Origin of the sequence: Streptomyces sp. NPDC059373 (genome assembly GCF_042751495.1) — a bacterium.
Classification (GTDB): Bacteria; Actinomycetota; Actinomycetes; order Streptomycetales; family Streptomycetaceae; genus Actinacidiphila.
The window spans coordinates 24,330-39,065 of the sequence record NZ_JBHYXC010000034.1; the positions used below are offsets into that span (position 1 = coordinate 24,330).

General features: G+C 69.7%; 14 protein-coding genes. 5 read left to right on the top strand and 9 right to left on the bottom strand.

All coding sequences use genetic code 11. The annotated features are described in order from the left end of the window. Positions 1-33: 33 nt before the first annotated feature. Entirely contained in the window at positions 34-420 is a 387-nt protein-coding gene (locus ACFXJ5_RS31840) for a hypothetical protein (RefSeq protein ID WP_384638766.1), read from the bottom strand. Between the two features lie 126 nt (positions 421-546). Next, on the bottom strand, positions 547-945 hold the full coding sequence (locus ACFXJ5_RS31845) for a hypothetical protein (protein ID WP_384638767.1): 399 nt from the start codon (positions 943-945) through the stop codon (positions 547-549). A gap of 128 nt (positions 946-1,073) precedes the next feature. Between ACFXJ5_RS31845 and ACFXJ5_RS31850 the strand changes: the two genes are divergently transcribed. The 3 genes from ACFXJ5_RS31850 to ACFXJ5_RS31860 are packed head-to-tail and all read left to right on the top strand — an operon-like array spanning position 1,074 to position 4,764. After that, entirely contained in the window at positions 1,074-2,984 is a 1,911-nt protein-coding gene (locus ACFXJ5_RS31850; protein WP_384638770.1) for an ATP-binding protein, read from the top strand. 59 nt (positions 2,985-3,043) lie between these two features. After that, positions 3,044-4,354 carry an SUKH-4 family immunity protein gene (locus tag ACFXJ5_RS31855; protein ID WP_384638773.1) on the top strand — a complete coding sequence of 437 codons (1,311 nt, stop codon included), beginning with the start codon at positions 3,044-3,046 and terminating at the stop codon, positions 4,352-4,354. 29 nt (positions 4,355-4,383) lie between these two features. After that, positions 4,384-4,764 (top strand): hypothetical protein, encoded by a 381-nt coding sequence (locus ACFXJ5_RS31860; protein ID WP_384638776.1) that lies wholly within the window; start codon positions 4,384-4,386, stop codon positions 4,762-4,764. Positions 4,765-4,998: 234 nt separating this feature from the next. On the opposite strand, the gene mycP (ACFXJ5_RS31865) is transcribed toward ACFXJ5_RS31860, so the two are convergent. The 7 genes from mycP (ACFXJ5_RS31865) to eccB form a co-directional block, all read right to left on the bottom strand. Then, complete coding sequence (mycP, locus tag ACFXJ5_RS31865) at positions 4,999-6,378, bottom strand: type VII secretion-associated serine protease mycosin (protein WP_384638779.1); 1,380 nt, start codon at positions 6,376-6,378, stop codon at positions 4,999-5,001. A gap of 93 nt (positions 6,379-6,471) precedes the next feature. Beyond that, positions 6,472-8,064, bottom strand: a complete 1,593-nt coding sequence (locus ACFXJ5_RS31870) for a hypothetical protein (RefSeq protein ID WP_384638782.1) — start codon at positions 8,062-8,064, stop codon at positions 6,472-6,474. Positions 8,065-8,129: 65 nt separating this feature from the next. Then, positions 8,130-8,450, bottom strand: a complete 321-nt coding sequence (locus tag ACFXJ5_RS31875) for a hypothetical protein (protein WP_384638785.1) — start codon at positions 8,448-8,450, stop codon at positions 8,130-8,132. After that, positions 8,451-9,707 carry a type VII secretion-associated serine protease mycosin gene (gene mycP / locus ACFXJ5_RS31880; RefSeq protein WP_384638788.1) on the bottom strand — a complete coding sequence of 419 codons (1,257 nt, stop codon included), beginning with the start codon at positions 9,705-9,707 and terminating at the stop codon, positions 8,451-8,453. A gap of 103 nt (positions 9,708-9,810) precedes the next feature. Further along, positions 9,811-10,104: a WXG100 family type VII secretion target gene (locus ACFXJ5_RS31885; protein WP_384638791.1), complete on the bottom strand. Its 294-nt coding sequence runs from the start codon at positions 10,102-10,104 to the stop codon at positions 9,811-9,813. Between the two features lie 78 nt (positions 10,105-10,182). Further along, entirely contained in the window at positions 10,183-10,506 is a 324-nt protein-coding gene (locus ACFXJ5_RS31890; protein WP_384638793.1) for a WXG100 family type VII secretion target, read from the bottom strand. Positions 10,507-10,668: 162 nt separating this feature from the next. Continuing rightward, entirely contained in the window at positions 10,669-12,234 is a 1,566-nt protein-coding gene (eccB, locus tag ACFXJ5_RS31895; protein ID WP_384638796.1) for a type VII secretion protein EccB, read from the bottom strand. 236 nt (positions 12,235-12,470) lie between these two features. Here eccB and eccE point away from each other — a divergent pair, with 236 nt between their 5' ends. Beyond that, on the top strand, positions 12,471-13,799 hold the full coding sequence (gene eccE, locus ACFXJ5_RS31900) for a type VII secretion protein EccE (protein ID WP_384638799.1): 1,329 nt from the start codon (positions 12,471-12,473) through the stop codon (positions 13,797-13,799). Beyond that, positions 13,799-14,653, top strand: coding sequence for a hypothetical protein (locus ACFXJ5_RS31905; RefSeq protein ID WP_384638802.1), 855 nt, complete (start codon positions 13,799-13,801; stop codon positions 14,651-14,653). The genes eccE and ACFXJ5_RS31905 overlap by 1 nt, the downstream gene beginning before the upstream one ends. Positions 14,654-14,736: the final 83 nt, after the last annotated feature.

Consider the following 14,736-nt stretch of genomic DNA (forward strand, 5'->3'; position numbering starts at 1 on the left):
AGAGTCAGTTGCGGATTGCGGGCGGCCGGTACTTCAGACAGTCGTCGGCGGCTTCAGCTGTTTGAGCAACTGGCCCTGTGCGTCGGCGTGCGACTGCTCCTGCTGGATGAGCGCGTTGTTGAACGTCTCGTTGGAGTCATGGTTCTTGCCCATGTCCTGCAGCGCCTTGCCGATGTCGTCCAGCCGGGTGGTGAGGAAGTCCATCGACTGGTACATGCCGTCGCGTACTCCCTCGTAGACGACACCGAACTTCTCGCCGATGTCGTCGTCGCCCCACGGAGGCGTGTCGCCCTGCTCCAGGGTGGTCAGCCCGTTCCTGAGGCGGTCCACGGCATTGCCAAAGGACTCGCTCATCTTCTTGAAGCTGTTGCCCTCGGTGTCGAGAACGTCAGTTGCGGCTTTGAGGCCGTCCTGTCCCATCAACTTCCCCCGTCCATGCGGCGATCACGTTCCGGCACGGCAGTCAGTCATCTCAAAAGCTTACTGAGGACAACCCGTGCTTCTTCAAGGCCCTTACGTCACAGCTCTGTTCTGGATCGGCCAGAGCTAGATGCGGCCACGGCGTCCGCGCGGGCGCGGCGTTGTGGGCTGCTGCGCGGGCGCGTCACGCTCGGCCTGCTCGCGGGCCTCGGCTTCCTCCTGCTCGCGGCGGTAGCGCTCGGCGGCCTCGCGGTTGCGCTCCTCCTCCTCGGGGGTGAGGCTCTCGGCGGCCCGGCGGATCTTGGTCATGCCGTCGCCCAGGGCGTCGAGGTACGGTCCTCCCTTGGCGACGTCGGTCATGGTGAGCCGGCCGGTGAGGACTTCGCGAGCCATCTGCTTGAGCTGGGGAGGCACGTTGGGGTTGTCGCGGAGGGTGCGCAGGGCCTTGTGGAGGCGGGCGGCCTGGGCCGGGTCCCTGGCGTCCTCCAGGAGGTCGTCGTCGGTGACTTCGCGCTCGGTACTCATGGAATCGCCCCCGTCTCAGGATGTGCGTGCGCATGCCATAGTGCCAGGCGCCCGGGGGTTGAAACCATGGCCATAGGATCGGCGTCCGTAGGTATCGCACGCACGACGAGCGAAGGGCGGCAGAGGCCATGAGCGGCCAGTACGCACCGCATCCCCACATCGGCGGCCGGACGGCGGCGCTGCGCGCGCTGGCGGCCTGGCGGATGGAGTGGCCGGGGACGCCCAGATGCGTTGTGCTGACCGGGAGTTCGGGGAGCGGTGTGTCACGGCTGCTGACCGGCTTTCTGATGCTGTGCGATCCGGAGTTCAGGAAGCAGCTGCCGCTGGCCGAGCTGGATCCGACCATCGTGCCGCCGGAGCTGCCCGCACCGGCCGTGCCCGGTCCGGACGGGCTGACGGCGGCGCAGCTGCTGTGGGTGCTGGCCGACCACTTCGGGCTGAAGGCCTCACGGGTGGAGGACGTGTACGCGGAACTGGCCGCCCTGGACGCGCCGGTGACCGTGGTCGTACCGGACGTGGACCTGGCCGGGGCGATCCGGGGGCTGGACGAGCCGGCCCGGCTCGTACGGGAGGTGCTGCGGCCGCTGGCGGCCACGGAGACCGTACGGCTGCTCGCGGACGTGCCGCGCCCGCTGGCCGCCGAACTGGCCGCCGGGCTCCCGCCGGGGACGGTGCAGGTCATCGACCTGGACGAGCCGGAGTGGGACGACCCGGAGGGCCTGCTGCTCCAGGCGGACGCCTTGCTGAGCCCGCAGTTCGGGGCGCCGGAGCTGCCGTTCACCCCTGATCCGGCGGCGCGCGGGCGGCTGGCCGGGGCGATCGCCGGGCGGGCGGCGGCGAACGGGCCGGGCGGGAGCCGGCTGACGGTACAACTGGCGGTGAACGGAATCCTGATGGCGCCGGCGGGCTTCGATCCGGCGGACCACGAACTGCTACCGCGCGGTATCGGCGAGGCCCTCGATCTGCACGCCCGCCGTCTGGGCGCCGAGCCGGAGCTGCTGCGGCAGATTCTGCTGCCGCTCGCGCTCGCGGAGGGCCAGGGGCTGCCGTTGCAGCTGTGGGCGCCGCTGGCGAGTGCGGTCGCGGGGCGGGACATGGGCGAGGCCATCGCGGGGGCGATGACGCTGGCCGGGCCGTTCGTCACGCCGGTGGAATCCGCGGACGACGGCCGTACTCTGCTCGAACTGCTGCACCCCGGGCTGGCCGAGGAACTGCGGTCCGGCCTCCCCGACGGCGGGCGAGCGGCCCAGACGCAGATCGCGGTGGCGCTGCTGGAGCAGGTTCCCGCCCAGAACTGGGCCGAGGCCGATCCGTACGTACGCGACTACATCGCGGGCCACGCCCTGGCGGCCGGGCTGCTGCCGCAACTCCTCACCGACCCGGGCCTGTTCACCTACGCCGACCCCGTCACGCTGCGCGCCGCCGTGGAAGCCGTGCCGCTGGAGGCGCTGGGCGCCCCGGCCCGTACGTACCGAAGGGTCGCGCCGCTGCTGACCCGCACCGAGGCGCCCGAGGTGCTGCGGGCGGCGCTGCTGGAGACGGCGTTCGTGGAGGACGGGCTGCGGGACTACGCGGACGCCGTGCACGCGCTGGGCCTGGCCCTGCCGTGGCGGACGCTGTGGAGCCTGCCGGTGCCCGGGGTGAGCGCGGTGACGGCAGCGGCCCTGCCGGCACCGTCCCCGGAAGCGGAGCCGTCACGCGTCGCCGTCCTGGTCGTCCCCGAGGGCACCCCCGGCGCGCTGCCCCTCGGCGGCGCCGCCGTCATGGTGCACGGGCTCACCGAACCGGCGCCCGCTTCGCAGGACGCCCTCGACCCGGCGGCCATCCTGCGCCCCGGCGAGGACGAGCGCGCCGCCGCCCCGCTGGCGCTGAGCCGTGGCGCGGACTACGTACGGGTCTGGGACCGCGCCTCCGAGGAGGTCGTCGCGGCCGTGATCTCCGACGTACCGTTCACCGGCGCCGACCTCTCCCCCGACGGCGTACTGCTGCTGGCCACCGAGCGCGGAGCCAAGGCCCTGCGGATCACCACCCCCGCTTAACCGCCCCGCGCAACCGATAACCTCGTACGTACGACACCCGTCTGAAGGAGCTCTTCCTCGTGATCAGCCAGGCGCAAGCGCTCGCGACCGCCGACCGTTGGCTCAACGGCCACGCTCCGCAGGAGCAGCACCGCCGGGTCGGCATTCAGGAGTTCGACCTCGGGTGGGTGGTGTGGGCGGTGCCGCCGCCCGTCGAGGTGGACCCGGTGACCGGGCAGCGCCGACCGCCCGCCGACTTCGGCAACGCGTGCGGGGTCGTCGACCGGCGCACTGGCGAGCTGACCGTCTGGCCCTCGGTGCCGGTGGACGAGGTCATCGGCATGTATCAGGCCAAGCACGGCGCCTCCGCGTCCGCCGATGCGGCCCCGCCGGTCACGGGCCCGGGCAACACGGCCGTCTTCTCGTACGTCGACCCCGCGAACGGCGAGGAGACCACGCTCTTCCGCACCTCCGCCCCCGGGCAGCCCCCCGCCGAATACCAGGCCTGGGCCGACCTGCAGGGCATCGGCGTACCGGCCGGCAACGTCGTCGCCGTCCACACCGACCTGCGGCCCAGCCTGCTGCCCGGCGGCTACACCGGCGACCTGATCCTCAACGCCTTCCCGAACGCCTCCTTCTCCTGCTCCCAGGACTACGGCATGCGGCCCGAGGAGCGCGCCGAGGGCATCGCCGCTCTCATCCAGAACGTCGAGTCCATGCACCGCATGGCCGGCCAGCAGCCCCCGCCCCGCCCCCACCGCGTCCCCGTCCCGGACAACGTCACCCCGGCGGAGCCCGTGGACGACGCCGCCCTCGGCCAGGAGCTGGTGGAGGTCCTCGGCGCGGACGGCGTCCGCCGCTACGACGCCGCCGACCTCGCCGCCACCGAGCTCCCCGAGTCCGCCGCCGCCACCCTCACCACGGCCGGCCTCCCCGCCGACATCCCCTTCTTCTTCGCCGCCGACCGCCCCGACGTGCCCCCGCCCGGCGGCCTGTTCACCGACGCGGCCACGCATCTGCGGGAGCGCGGGACCGAGGCCTCCGAGCAGGCCCTGGAGACCCTCGCCGGCCACGTACGCATCGGCACGGACGGCCTCTACGTCGTCACCGTCCAGTGCCGGGGCGCCGAGCGCTGGATCGGCTCCGTCTGGGCCGTCCACCCGGTCTCCGGCACCGGCCGCTTCATCAACCGGTCCGTCGCCGCCTTCGACCGCTCACTGGCGCTGCTGGTGCAGACCCGGGAGGAGATGGACGGCATGGACCCGGTCGAGGCGGGCGCGGCCGTCGCCGCCTTCCAGGAACAGTTGGCCGCGCTGGACCCGACGGCGCTTGGCGACGTCGAGAATTGGTGGACGGTCGTGGTCGAGCAGATGTGGCACGGCCTGTTCTGAGTCCCACCCATGGCGGCTACGATCACCTTGTGAGCGGCACCGACAACACCCCGTCCCTCGTCGAGCCAGAGCTCGAGCCCGAGCTTGAATCGGAGCCCGAGCTCGAGCCTGGCTCCGAGCTCGAATCCGAGCCCGAATCCGACGAGGAGCCCCGGACCGGCCTGACGCCCCGCCAGGCGCGACGCGTCCGCGTCATCCTGGCCTCCGTCCTCATGGCCGTGATGGCTGTGCTCCTCGTGGTGCGGCTGGCGAGCAGCACCTCGGTCCTGGTCGTCGGCGACTACGGGCTCGCCCTGATCCTCTGCGGCATCGTCATCGAGCTGAGCCGCAACGGCCGTACCCGCCTGGCCACCTGGCTGCTCTGCGTCGGCCTCGTCACGGCGCTCGCCGTGGACTGGTTGCTGCTCTGACCCAGGCCGCCCTCACGGGGCCTTCGATTCAGCTGCGGCTCCCGATGCGAGGTTCCGCTTGACGACCGCGACGTCGTCGGTCGCAGCCCCGCCGCAGATGTCGCCTGTCGAAACGGGGTCGAGGGCGTTCGGCGCAAGCACCGTGCGGTCCGACAGCGGCTGTTCCGGCAAGTGAAATGCAGGCTTGTGAGACGCCCGGAAAAGCGTCCCACAAGCCTCAACAGATGCTGATGACTACTGGTTGGGCCACTGGTTCGGTGGCTGCTGCTGCGAGGCGTACGGATTCTGCTGCGGCTGCTGCGGCGGGTAACCGCCACCCGGCGGCTGCTGCCCCCAGCCGTTCGGCGGCTGCGGGGGCTGCTGCGGCTGCTGCCAGCCGCCCTGCGGCGGCATCGGAGCGCCGCCACCCGGGCCGTTGCGGCGACCGCCGCGCCTGGAGAGGACGACGATCAGCACGATCACGACGACAAGCACGGCCAGGCCGATGGCGACGATGACGCCGATCCCGATGCCCGACGAGTCGGACGACGCCGAGGAGTTGCTCGCGTCCGAGCCGCCCGAGGAGGCACCGGTCGACGGCGAGGCGTCGGAGGACGACGAAGTCGCAGCCGTGGGCGTCTTCAGCGGGCCCTGCTTCGAGCCGGCCGGAATGTTCTCGGTGAGCGCCCGGTAGGGGCGGATGAAGCCGTAGCCGTAGTGCTTGTCCGGAAGGCTGAGGTTCTCCGCGGAGGTGGGCAGGCCTGCCGTCTTCACGAGGCGGTTGGCGATCTGGCCGGCGGTCAGGTCCGGGAACTTGGAGCGGAGCAGGGCGGCGGCTGCGGAGACGTAGGCGGTGGCGTCCGAAGTGCCGTTGGCGAGGTGGTACTTGCCGTTGGGGGACGCGGACCGGATGTAGACGCCGGGAGCGGTCAGGAGGAGTTCCGATCCGTAGTTGGAATTCTTCCAGATCGTCCCGGTATTGTCGATTGCGCCTACGGAAAGGACTCCCGGTGCACCGCTTGGGTACGATGCATATTGATCGTTATCCGTGTGCTCATTTCCACTCGCTGCCACCATGAGGACATCATGTTCGGCTGCATAGGCAATGGCCTTTTTTTCATCCCCGCTGAGGGCATACTTGGCGAACGACATGTTGACGACAGAGGCACCCTGATCCACTGCATAGCGGAGACCCTCCGCCCAGTCGGCTTTACTGTTGAACTGATTGCCGTCACCGGCGAGATACCTGATGGGAAGGATCTTGGCATCCGGGGCCAGTCCCTTCACTCCCTCAGAATCTCCGCTGCCGTGCCCGTGTCCTGCGATGATTGACGCCATCGCCGTACCGTGGGTGCTGCTGGTCTCGTGATCAGCTGACCCAGAGCTGAGAAGGTCCTTGCCGGGCAGCACATTTCCCGTCAAGTCAGGATGCGACCCATCGACACCGCTATCAATGACGGCAACCGTGACGCCCTTCCCGGTGGACACGGTCCAAACCTTTTTGGCATCGAACGCGGTGAGTGCCCACTGGTCATTTCTGATGCTGTCTGCCGACGCGACCGGCGCAGTTCCGAAGAGCAGCGCTCCCGCCACTACCGCGCCGCCCACTGCACGCAGCGTCCGCGTGAAGCTCATGCTGTTTACACCTCTCCTTACGTGAATGAGGGCCCGCAGCCCGAGGACTGCGGGCTCCTTCGCGTTTCCGCCGATCACTCGTCCGACAGACGCCTACTCGATGACCCGGGGTGCCACATTACGCTCAGGTGTCCAAGTCTCCTCGTCCTCGATGAGGTAGTCCGGACGCTCTCCCTCGCGCCCCTCACCGTCGCCCTTACCGCGGCCGTGGGCACCAGGTGCGCCTGCCATGCCCCGACCGCTTTTGCCGCTCGCTCCGGCTTGCGTACCACCGCGGCTGCGATGGAGGCCGGATCCGCCTTGGGCTCCGGTGCCGGACTTGCCCTTGGCCGCGCCGACGACGCCACCCTTCTGGCGGGCCAGAGCACCACGGCCGGTCGAGCCGCCGGCTCCGGCCTTACCCGCGCCGGCCCCACCGCCCGCGCCGGGCATGCCGGTGCGGCCGGCGCCCGTACCGGTACGGCCGGCGGCACTGCTGCCGCCGAGCCCCGAAGCTGAGACACCGCCGACACCGGAGACCCCAGAGGTTCCGCTCCCCGAGCCTCCAAGACTGCTTGTGCTCCCAAGACCGCCGGAGCCCGACGACCCACCAGAACCGACTCCGCCGTAACTCCCGCTCGAACCGCCAAGGCCGCTGGTTCCGCCAGAACCGGAGCCAGAACCGCTGCCAGTGCCAAAGCTGTCAAGGCTGGTGCCGATCGCAGGGGAACTGCTGCCAGTATCGATCTTCTTCGGGCTGATGGTCATGGGGGAGCTGTCGTCGATGGAGGGCATGGTGGTCGTGAGGGGGGTGATACCCGAACCACCCCCCGTGCTGGGACTCTGGTAGTTGCCGGTCGAGGTGTGGGGATTGGTGACTCCCGTGTTCAGACCGCCGGTTCCGCCCCCGGTTTGACCGCTGCCGGAGTTCTTGGATTTGCCGCCCGGTTCGGGAATTGTCTCCTCGCTGCCAGTATTGGGATCCCCCATGGTCGCGGCGGCCCGCTTGTACGTCGTCCCCAGCGTCTCCATCTGGATGGCTGCCTGGAGCGCGACTTCCCTACCCGCGGACAGCTGACCGGCGTTCCGCTTGAGCGCGGTCGCGGTGTCCATGTTGGGGTTGGCCAGGTCCGCGTTGAGCTGGGCGTCGCTGCGGCCGCTGTTGCCGCCGATCCCGAGGAGGCTTGCGCCACCGCTGATGAGCCCGGACACGGGGTTGACGACAGCTGCCACGGCGGTGACCTTGCCTCCGTCAGAACCGAGGAAGTCCTTGCCGCGGTCCATGGCCCGGTCCATCAGGCTGGGCTCTTGCATCTGCGACAGCGCCTGGTACACGTCGTGCAGTGTTTGGGCTACCTGGGCCATCTGGTTCGAGACGGCCGCCGGGTACTGGGCACCGCTGCTGATGTTGGAGCTGATCTGGTTCGCGGCTTTGAGGAACTGCTCAGCGGAGGTACCCGTCCAGTGCTGAAGGACCTTGGTCACCGCTTTGTTGAACTTCGACAGGATGGAGTCGTCGCCCGTGACGAGGTTGTCGTGGACGTCCATCCAGTTCTGGGCGACGTCCCGCACGGCTTGGATGTTGCTGCCTTCAACCATCCCTTTGAGGTCTTCGAGCCCCTTCTGGTTGAACGGCGTGTCAAACCCCTTGCCGCTCGCACCTCGGGTGTCCGCGCTGCCGCCGCCACCGCCTTCTGCTGCCACCATCAGTCAGCCCCCAATTCCCGTTGTCTTGCACCATCGATCTGCTGCGCTGCGCGAGTGTGACGGCATCACATCTGCATCGAAGCCTTGGTGCTGGCCTCGGCGTCCTCGTACGCTTCTTTGGTCTTCTTCGACTTCTTGCCGAAGTCATCGATGAGACCTTCGATCTTCGAGATGATCTGGGTCTCGATGTAGGTCTTCATCTCGTCGTGCTTCGCAAGCAACTCGTCCGCCTCCGAGAAGCCCTTGCCGAGCTGCCCGGGCGCGAGGTACGTGCCGTGCTGGGCCTTGCTCTTCGGGCCGCCCATGTCGCTGAGGATCTGGTTGAGCTCCTTGACGACCTGGTCGAGGGCGCTGAGATCGACTCCGTACTGGTCGTTGCTACCCATTTACAGGGCCTCCCCGTGAGTGTTGATCGGATGCTTGCGGCGCCAGTCGCGCATCGCGATCCCGGCGCCCACGACGACGGCGATGATGAGGACGCCGCCGCCCACGACATAGATCCCGTAGCGGGCGTTCCGCTCTTCCGGTGTCTCTCCGATGGTCAGCTTGCCGGGGACGATGGAGCTGCCGGCGTTCTGGAGTTGGAGGGAGGCCGGGTCGGGGGTGGGCTTGTCGGTGGGGGGGTCGTCGCTGGTGAGGGCGGCTACTGGGTCGACGACGCCCCAGCCGATGAGGTGGTTGGGGCCGCGGTCGGTGCGCTGGGCGGTCTGCTCGATGCGGGCGACGACCTGGGCCTGGGTCCACTTGGGGTACTTGGAGCGGATGAGGGCGGCGACGCCGGCGACGTAGGGGGCGGCGAAGGAGGTGCCGTTGTCGATGCACTGGCCGCCCTTCGGGACGGTGGACACCATGTCGACGCCGGGGGCGGCCACGCCGATGAAGTCGCCGGGCTGGGAGAAGGAGGCGCGCTCGTTGTTGCGGTCGGAGGCGGCGACGGCGAGGACGCCGGGGAAGGAGGCGGGGTAGGTCTTCTTCTCCTTGCCGGAGGCACCGTCGTTACCGGCGGCGGCTACGACGACGACGTTCTTGTTGAGGGCGTAGTCGACAGCCTTCTCAAGGTCCGAGCCGGGGCTGAGGGCGGAGGAGGTGTCCTGGGAGATGTTGATGACACCGGCGCCGGCCTGGACGGCGTAGCGGATGGCCTCGGCCATGGTGCCGGCGGTGCCGCCGCCCTCGTTGTCGTTCTGGCGGATGGGGATGATGGTGGCTCTGGGGGCGATGCCGATGAAGCCGGTGCCGTCCTTCTGGCGGGCGGCGATGATGCCGGCGACCTTGGTGCCGTGGCCGACGGGGTCGGTGGTGCCGTCGCCGCCGGGAGCGATGTAGTCCTTGCCGCGCGACTTCGGGTCCGGGTCGATGGCCTGCTGGAGCTGCTTGTTGTCGCGGTCGACGCCGGTGTCTATGACGGCGACTTTGACGTTCTCTCCACGGGAGTTGGCCCACATCTCGTCGAGAAGGATGCGCTGGAGGGACCAGGGTGTGCCCGCGATGTCGTCGCCGCCGAACTGGCAGGAGTTGCTGGCGATCGGGATGTTCGGGTTGTCGTCCGCCGCGGCGGGTGTGGCGACGACGGTGCCGGACAGGCCGACGAGGCTCAGGACGCAGAGCGCTGCAGCGGTGGAGTGTGCGGCGCGGGATCGCACGGGTCTTCTTCCCCCTGTTTTGTGACGGACGCGAAGAGTGGGCGCACTGTGAAGCAGCGCGCCCACCCTCAGTGTTGTGCGAGAGCCGGTGAGGCGGCTCGTATCAGCCGTTCCAGATGCTGGCGTTCTGACGCTCTGTGCTCTGGTAGTTCTGGGCCGCGGTGTCGAGGGCCTTGGCGATGGCCTCGAGGGTGGCGTGCAGGGAGGCCGCGCGCTTGTCCCACTCGGCCTGCTTGGCCTGGTAGCCCTCCTGGGCCGAACCCTGCCAGCTCTGGGCGATCTTCTTGACGCCGCTCTCGAGGTCGTCGAGCTGGGTACGGATGTTGCCGGCCGTCTGCCGAACGTCGGAAGAGGCCTGCGAGATCGTCGTGAAATTAACGAGGATCTGGCCGGACATGGTGTCTCCTCGGGGAGTTGGTGTGGACTGGTCGTGTGTGCTGCTTCGCCGCGCGTACGGAGTGCGTACGCGGTCCGGTCATCCGAAGGGCGAAGCGGACGACGAGACCTGGCTGATCGACGCCGCCTGGTCCTCTTCCGAGGCCGAGTAGTTCTTGGTGGTGGTGTCGATCGCGTCCTTGATCTCACCCAGAATCTGGTTGAGCTTGCTCGCGTCCTCGTTCACCTGCGTCTGCAGGTTGTTGTACGCGGTCGCGGCAGAGCCCTTCCACCCGGAGGTGATCGTGTCGATCACCGTCTGCAGGCGGCTGATCTCACCCTGGATGGATCCGTTGACCGTGGAGATCTTGTTGCTGAACGCAACCATCTCCTCCTCAGTCGTCGTGTACTGCTGTCCAGCCATAAGCCAGCGTCCCCCATGAGACTCGTAACCCGTGTCCGTATTCGATACGGCAGCATCTACGTCTGATGCCTCAAACCACTCTAGCGATCCGCTGTGACAACGCCCAAGTGGGAGAGCCACTTGTGACAGAGCCACAACAAGTCTTCACAGAATTCGCCAACGTCACTGATTCTGGGGCTGCTTGGCGCTCGCCGTGTCCAGCGTCGGGCCCGCCGCCAACAGGTCGGCCCAGGCGTTCGGGACCGGGACGGCGGTGACGCCGTCGTAACCGAGCCGCTTCTGCGGGGCGTTGTCCTGAGCCGGGTCGGCCGAGGTGGACGTGGAGCCTGAGGCGGACATGGTGTTGGCGGCGGCGGTGTCGCTGTCGCCGTTGGACGGCACCGAGTAGCGCAGGCCGGTGTCGGTGACGAGGAAGACCGAGCCGATGTTGGTGTTCAGCGACGAGACGCGGCGCAGGAGGATGCCGCTGCCGGGGGTCACGTACGCGCTCGTACCGCCGTCGGAGACCTGCTCGGGGTAGTCCGTGCCGGCCCAGGTGCTCAGGACGGGGTGGCCGGAGGAGTCGCCGGAGCCGGAGAAGACGTTGCAGGAGACCTTGCGGCCGTCGGCGTTGTTGACCTGGGTCGGGTCCTCCTTGGGCCACATCGAGTCCTGGAAGGCGGCGCCGGGGGCCAGGTCACCGGTGTTGACCCCGATCGCCCCGGCCTTGACGTTCCCGTAGGCCAGGTGGGCGTTGGGGCCCTGCAGGAGCAGCCGGGCGGTGAAGTTCGAGATCGGGGCGAGGCGGTCCTTCAGGACGACGTACTGCTGCTTGCCGGCCGCGTCGTCGGCCACCAGAACGGTGCCGATCGTCTTGTGCCCCGCGGGCAGGCCGGAGGCGGACGACGTGCCGCCCGCCCCGTCGATCGTCGGGAACAGAATGGGAGACCCCACGTTCAGGGTGTCCATGAACTCCTGGGTGACCGACTGCGGCTGCGAGGAGTTGCCGAACAGCGCGCGGCGGAGGGTGTCCTTCTCCGCGGCCGTCATGTCGTACGTGGAGCTCTTGCCGATCGGGTAGGCGGTGCCCCTGTTGTCGACGAGGTACCAGCCGCCGCCGGGCGCCTGGATGAACAGCGCCTGGTTGGCCTTGAGTTTGTTGCTGTTCTCGACGTCCTTCTTGTCGTTGCCGCCGAGTACGAAGACGGCCTTCTGGGCCTTGTTGTCGCTGCCGGCGCCGGGCCGCTCGCACAGCGCCCAGACCTTGCTCTTGGCCGCCTCGTCCTTCTCCGGCAGGCGGTCGGGGGCGTACGGGATGCCGATGGTGGGGCCGTGCTGGATCTTGGGGTCGTCGAGAACGGACTCGTCGACCTTGAGCACCTCGTACTTGGCGGGGTCGAGGAGGAGGCGGGCGGAAGCGAGGTTGAGGACCGGGTGCAGCAGGTCGATCTCGTTGCCGTTCTTGTCCTTCTTGCCGGAGTCGAGGTAGACGTAGCGCGTGGTGGACTTGCTGCCCACCAGGACTTTCTCGCCGGGGGAGTTCCACCCGGTGGGCGCGCTGGGCTTGATCATGCCGTAGCCGCCGAAGGCGACCAGTATCAGCGCGCCGACGACGATGCCGGGCAGGAGCGCCTTCATGGGGCGGGGCGCGTCGTCGGCCGAACCGTTCGGCAGGGGCTTCAGAAACGCGGCGATCGTGCGCTTGCGCGCGAACGTGTACGCGTTGAGCTCATCCCGTCGTGATGTCATTGGTGCCTTGTCTCCCCGTGTCCCGTATGCCCGTTTGTCGGTGCCCGTACGTCGGATGCACCCCGGCCAACCAGGGGCCCGCCCCCGGCCGTTAGGCCGACGGGCCCTCTACTATGCCGTGTGGTGATCGACCCGTACGGTACGGGTACCGCGAACGCGTTCGCCAGCCGAGACGGCTGACCGACAGCACACCAGCAGCACATCGGCAGCACACCAGCAGAGGAGCAAACCGGGGGATGTCCAGCGCTACCAGGACCCGACATGGCGGCAGGCAGGCCGCACAACAGGGCCAGCAGGACCAACGTCGTGGGCCTGCGACACAGCAGGCGCCTGCGACCCGTACCGGCCCGGTGGCGCCCAGACTGCGTACGCGGTCGGGGAGCGTCGGCCCGGTGCGGGTGCAGCAGCTGGTCTTCATCGAACTCGCCGCGGCGCTGCTGCTGGTGGGCTGGGTGATCCACCCGATCGCGCTCGGCATCACCGCCGTCGCCGCGATCGCGCTGCTGTTCTTCGGCCTCGGCCGTCGCCGCAAGCGCCCGATGCCGGATTGGATGGCCACGGTGCAGGCCATGAAGCGGCGCAAGAAGGAGTGCTCGGACCCGGCGCCGCACGGCACCGACCCGGCCTTCGTGCCGGCGGTGGAGTGCGATCCGGCGCTTCGTACGTACGCCTACGCCGACCGCGACGAGCGGACCGTGGGCTTCGTCGGCGACGGCACCTTCCTGACCGCGATCGTGCAGGTGGAGGCGCCGGACGAGCCGCTGCGCCCGCAGCGCGGGACGCGGCCGCTGCCGCTGGACCTGCTGCACGCCGCACTCGACGTGGAGGACATCCACCTGGAGTCGGTGCAGCTGGTGCAGTACACCCAGCCCGCCCCGGCGCCGCACGTGCCCGAGCAGGCGGTCTCGGTACGTTCCTACGCGCCGCTGCAGGCGCAGTCGCAGACCCCGGCGGTTCGGCTGACCTGGGTCGCGCTCAAGCTCGACCCCGAGCTGTGCGCCGAGGCCGTCCAGGCGCGCGGCGGCGGCATCGGCGGTGCCCAGCGGGCGCTGCTGCGGGCCACCGACCAGCTGGCGAGCCGGCTGACCGGGCTGGGCTTCCGGGCGAGCGTGCTCGACGAGCGGGAGATCGTCACGGCGGTCGGCATCGCCTCGTGCATCAACCCCCGGGCCAACAACGCGGCCTCGCAGAACGGCCGGGCCGCCCGGCGCACCCAGGAGTCCGTGCGGGCCTGGCGCTGCGACGACCGCTGGCACACCACGTACTGGGTCGGAAGCTGGCCCCAGCTCGGCCCCGGCGCCGTGCAGTTGGCCGATCTGGCGGCGCTGCTGACCGCGACGCCGGTGATGGCGACGACCTTCGCGCTGACCGCCTCGCGCGGCGCGCTCAACTCCCCCGCAATGTCCGGCTACGTACGCCTCGCCGCGCGCAGCGAGAACGAACTCGTCGCCGCCCGCCGCGATTTGGAGCGCCGTTCCGGTGCCGCGCGGGCCGGCCTCGTACGGCTGGACCGCGAGCAGCTGCCCGGTCTGCTGGCCACGCTTCCCCTCGGAGGTACGCGCTGATGTCCGTGCCCACGTACGCCCCCGCCGGCGGCGGCTGGAACCAGGACCCCGCGCAGGGGCGGTTCCCCGGCCAGGTGCCGGGGCAGGCCGCCGGGCGGCCCACGCACCTGCCGACCCAAGGCCCGGAGGAGGCGCCGCTCGCCCCGGTGCGACGGCTGCGCCCGGGCTTCGGGCTGCGCGGCCCGCGCCGCGACCAGCACGTGCTGCCGGAGCAGTCGCTGGGCGGGCTGACCGTGCCGGTGGGTGACGACGGCGTCGTGATCGGCGTCGACCCGCAGAACCAGCCCGCGGTGCTCGGCATCGCCCGGCCGGCCCCGCTGGACATCGTCGTGGTCGGCAGCATGTGGATCGCCCAACTGCTCGCCCTGCGTACGGTCGCCGTGGGCGCCCGGGTCGCGGTGGAGACCGCGCGGCCGCCGGCCTGGGGCCCGATGGCGCAGGCCGCGGGCGGCGGCCAGCAGTCGGTGACGGTCCATGAGGTGCGGCAGATCGCGCCGCAGGGCCCGTCGGTGACCAGTCCGGTGCTGGTCGTTCGCGACTGCGGTGCCCGGCCGCCGCGCAGCCTGCTGGCGCCGAGCCCGTGGCAGTCGCTGCTGACGCTGCTGCCCTTCCTCGGACCCGACGCGCCCCGGCTGCTGGGCCGGGCGGACCTGGTCGGCCTGCAGCGGCTGTCGCCGGAGGAGACCGAGGTCGTCACGCGGGTGCTGCGGCTGCCGCGTCAGGTGTCCGCCGCACTTCCCACACTGGGCGACAACGTGATGCTGTGGTGCACGCGGGAACGGCAGCAGTTCGTGATGACGCAGCCCACGGACGCGGAGACGGGTCTGCTTGGCGCTCCGCGCCGTATGGACTGACACGGCCGGGCCGGAAGGTGCCGGTGCGGGCCGGTGGGCGCTGCCCACCGGCCTGCCGTATTGGTGCTCCGCATGATTAGGCT

Coding starts and splice junctions, on each gene's coding strand:
- ACFXJ5_RS31875 (WP_384638785.1), bottom strand. CDS start 8,450: ATGGGTAGCAACGACCAGTACGGAGTCGATCTCAGCGCCCTCGACCAG.
- ACFXJ5_RS31870 (WP_384638782.1), bottom strand. CDS start 8,064: ATGGTGGCAGCAGAAGGCGGTGGCGGCGGCAGCGCGGACACCCGAGGT.
- mycP (WP_384638779.1), bottom strand. CDS start 6,378: ATGAGCTTCACGCGGACGCTGCGTGCAGTGGGCGGCGCGGTAGTGGCG.
- ACFXJ5_RS31845 (WP_384638767.1), bottom strand. CDS start 945: ATGAGTACCGAGCGCGAAGTCACCGACGACGACCTCCTGGAGGACGCC.
- ACFXJ5_RS31905 (WP_384638802.1), top strand. CDS start 13,799: ATGTCCGTGCCCACGTACGCCCCCGCCGGCGGCGGCTGGAACCAGGAC.
- ACFXJ5_RS31850 (WP_384638770.1), top strand. CDS start 1,074: ATGAGCGGCCAGTACGCACCGCATCCCCACATCGGCGGCCGGACGGCG.
- ACFXJ5_RS31885 (WP_384638791.1), bottom strand. CDS start 10,104: ATGTCCGGCCAGATCCTCGTTAATTTCACGACGATCTCGCAGGCCTCT.
- ACFXJ5_RS31890 (WP_384638793.1), bottom strand. CDS start 10,506: ATGGCTGGACAGCAGTACACGACGACTGAGGAGGAGATGGTTGCGTTC.
- eccB (WP_384638796.1), bottom strand. CDS start 12,234: ATGACATCACGACGGGATGAGCTCAACGCGTACACGTTCGCGCGCAAG.
- eccE (WP_384638799.1), top strand. CDS start 12,471: ATGTCCAGCGCTACCAGGACCCGACATGGCGGCAGGCAGGCCGCACAA.
- ACFXJ5_RS31840 (WP_384638766.1), bottom strand. CDS start 420: ATGGGACAGGACGGCCTCAAAGCCGCAACTGACGTTCTCGACACCGAG.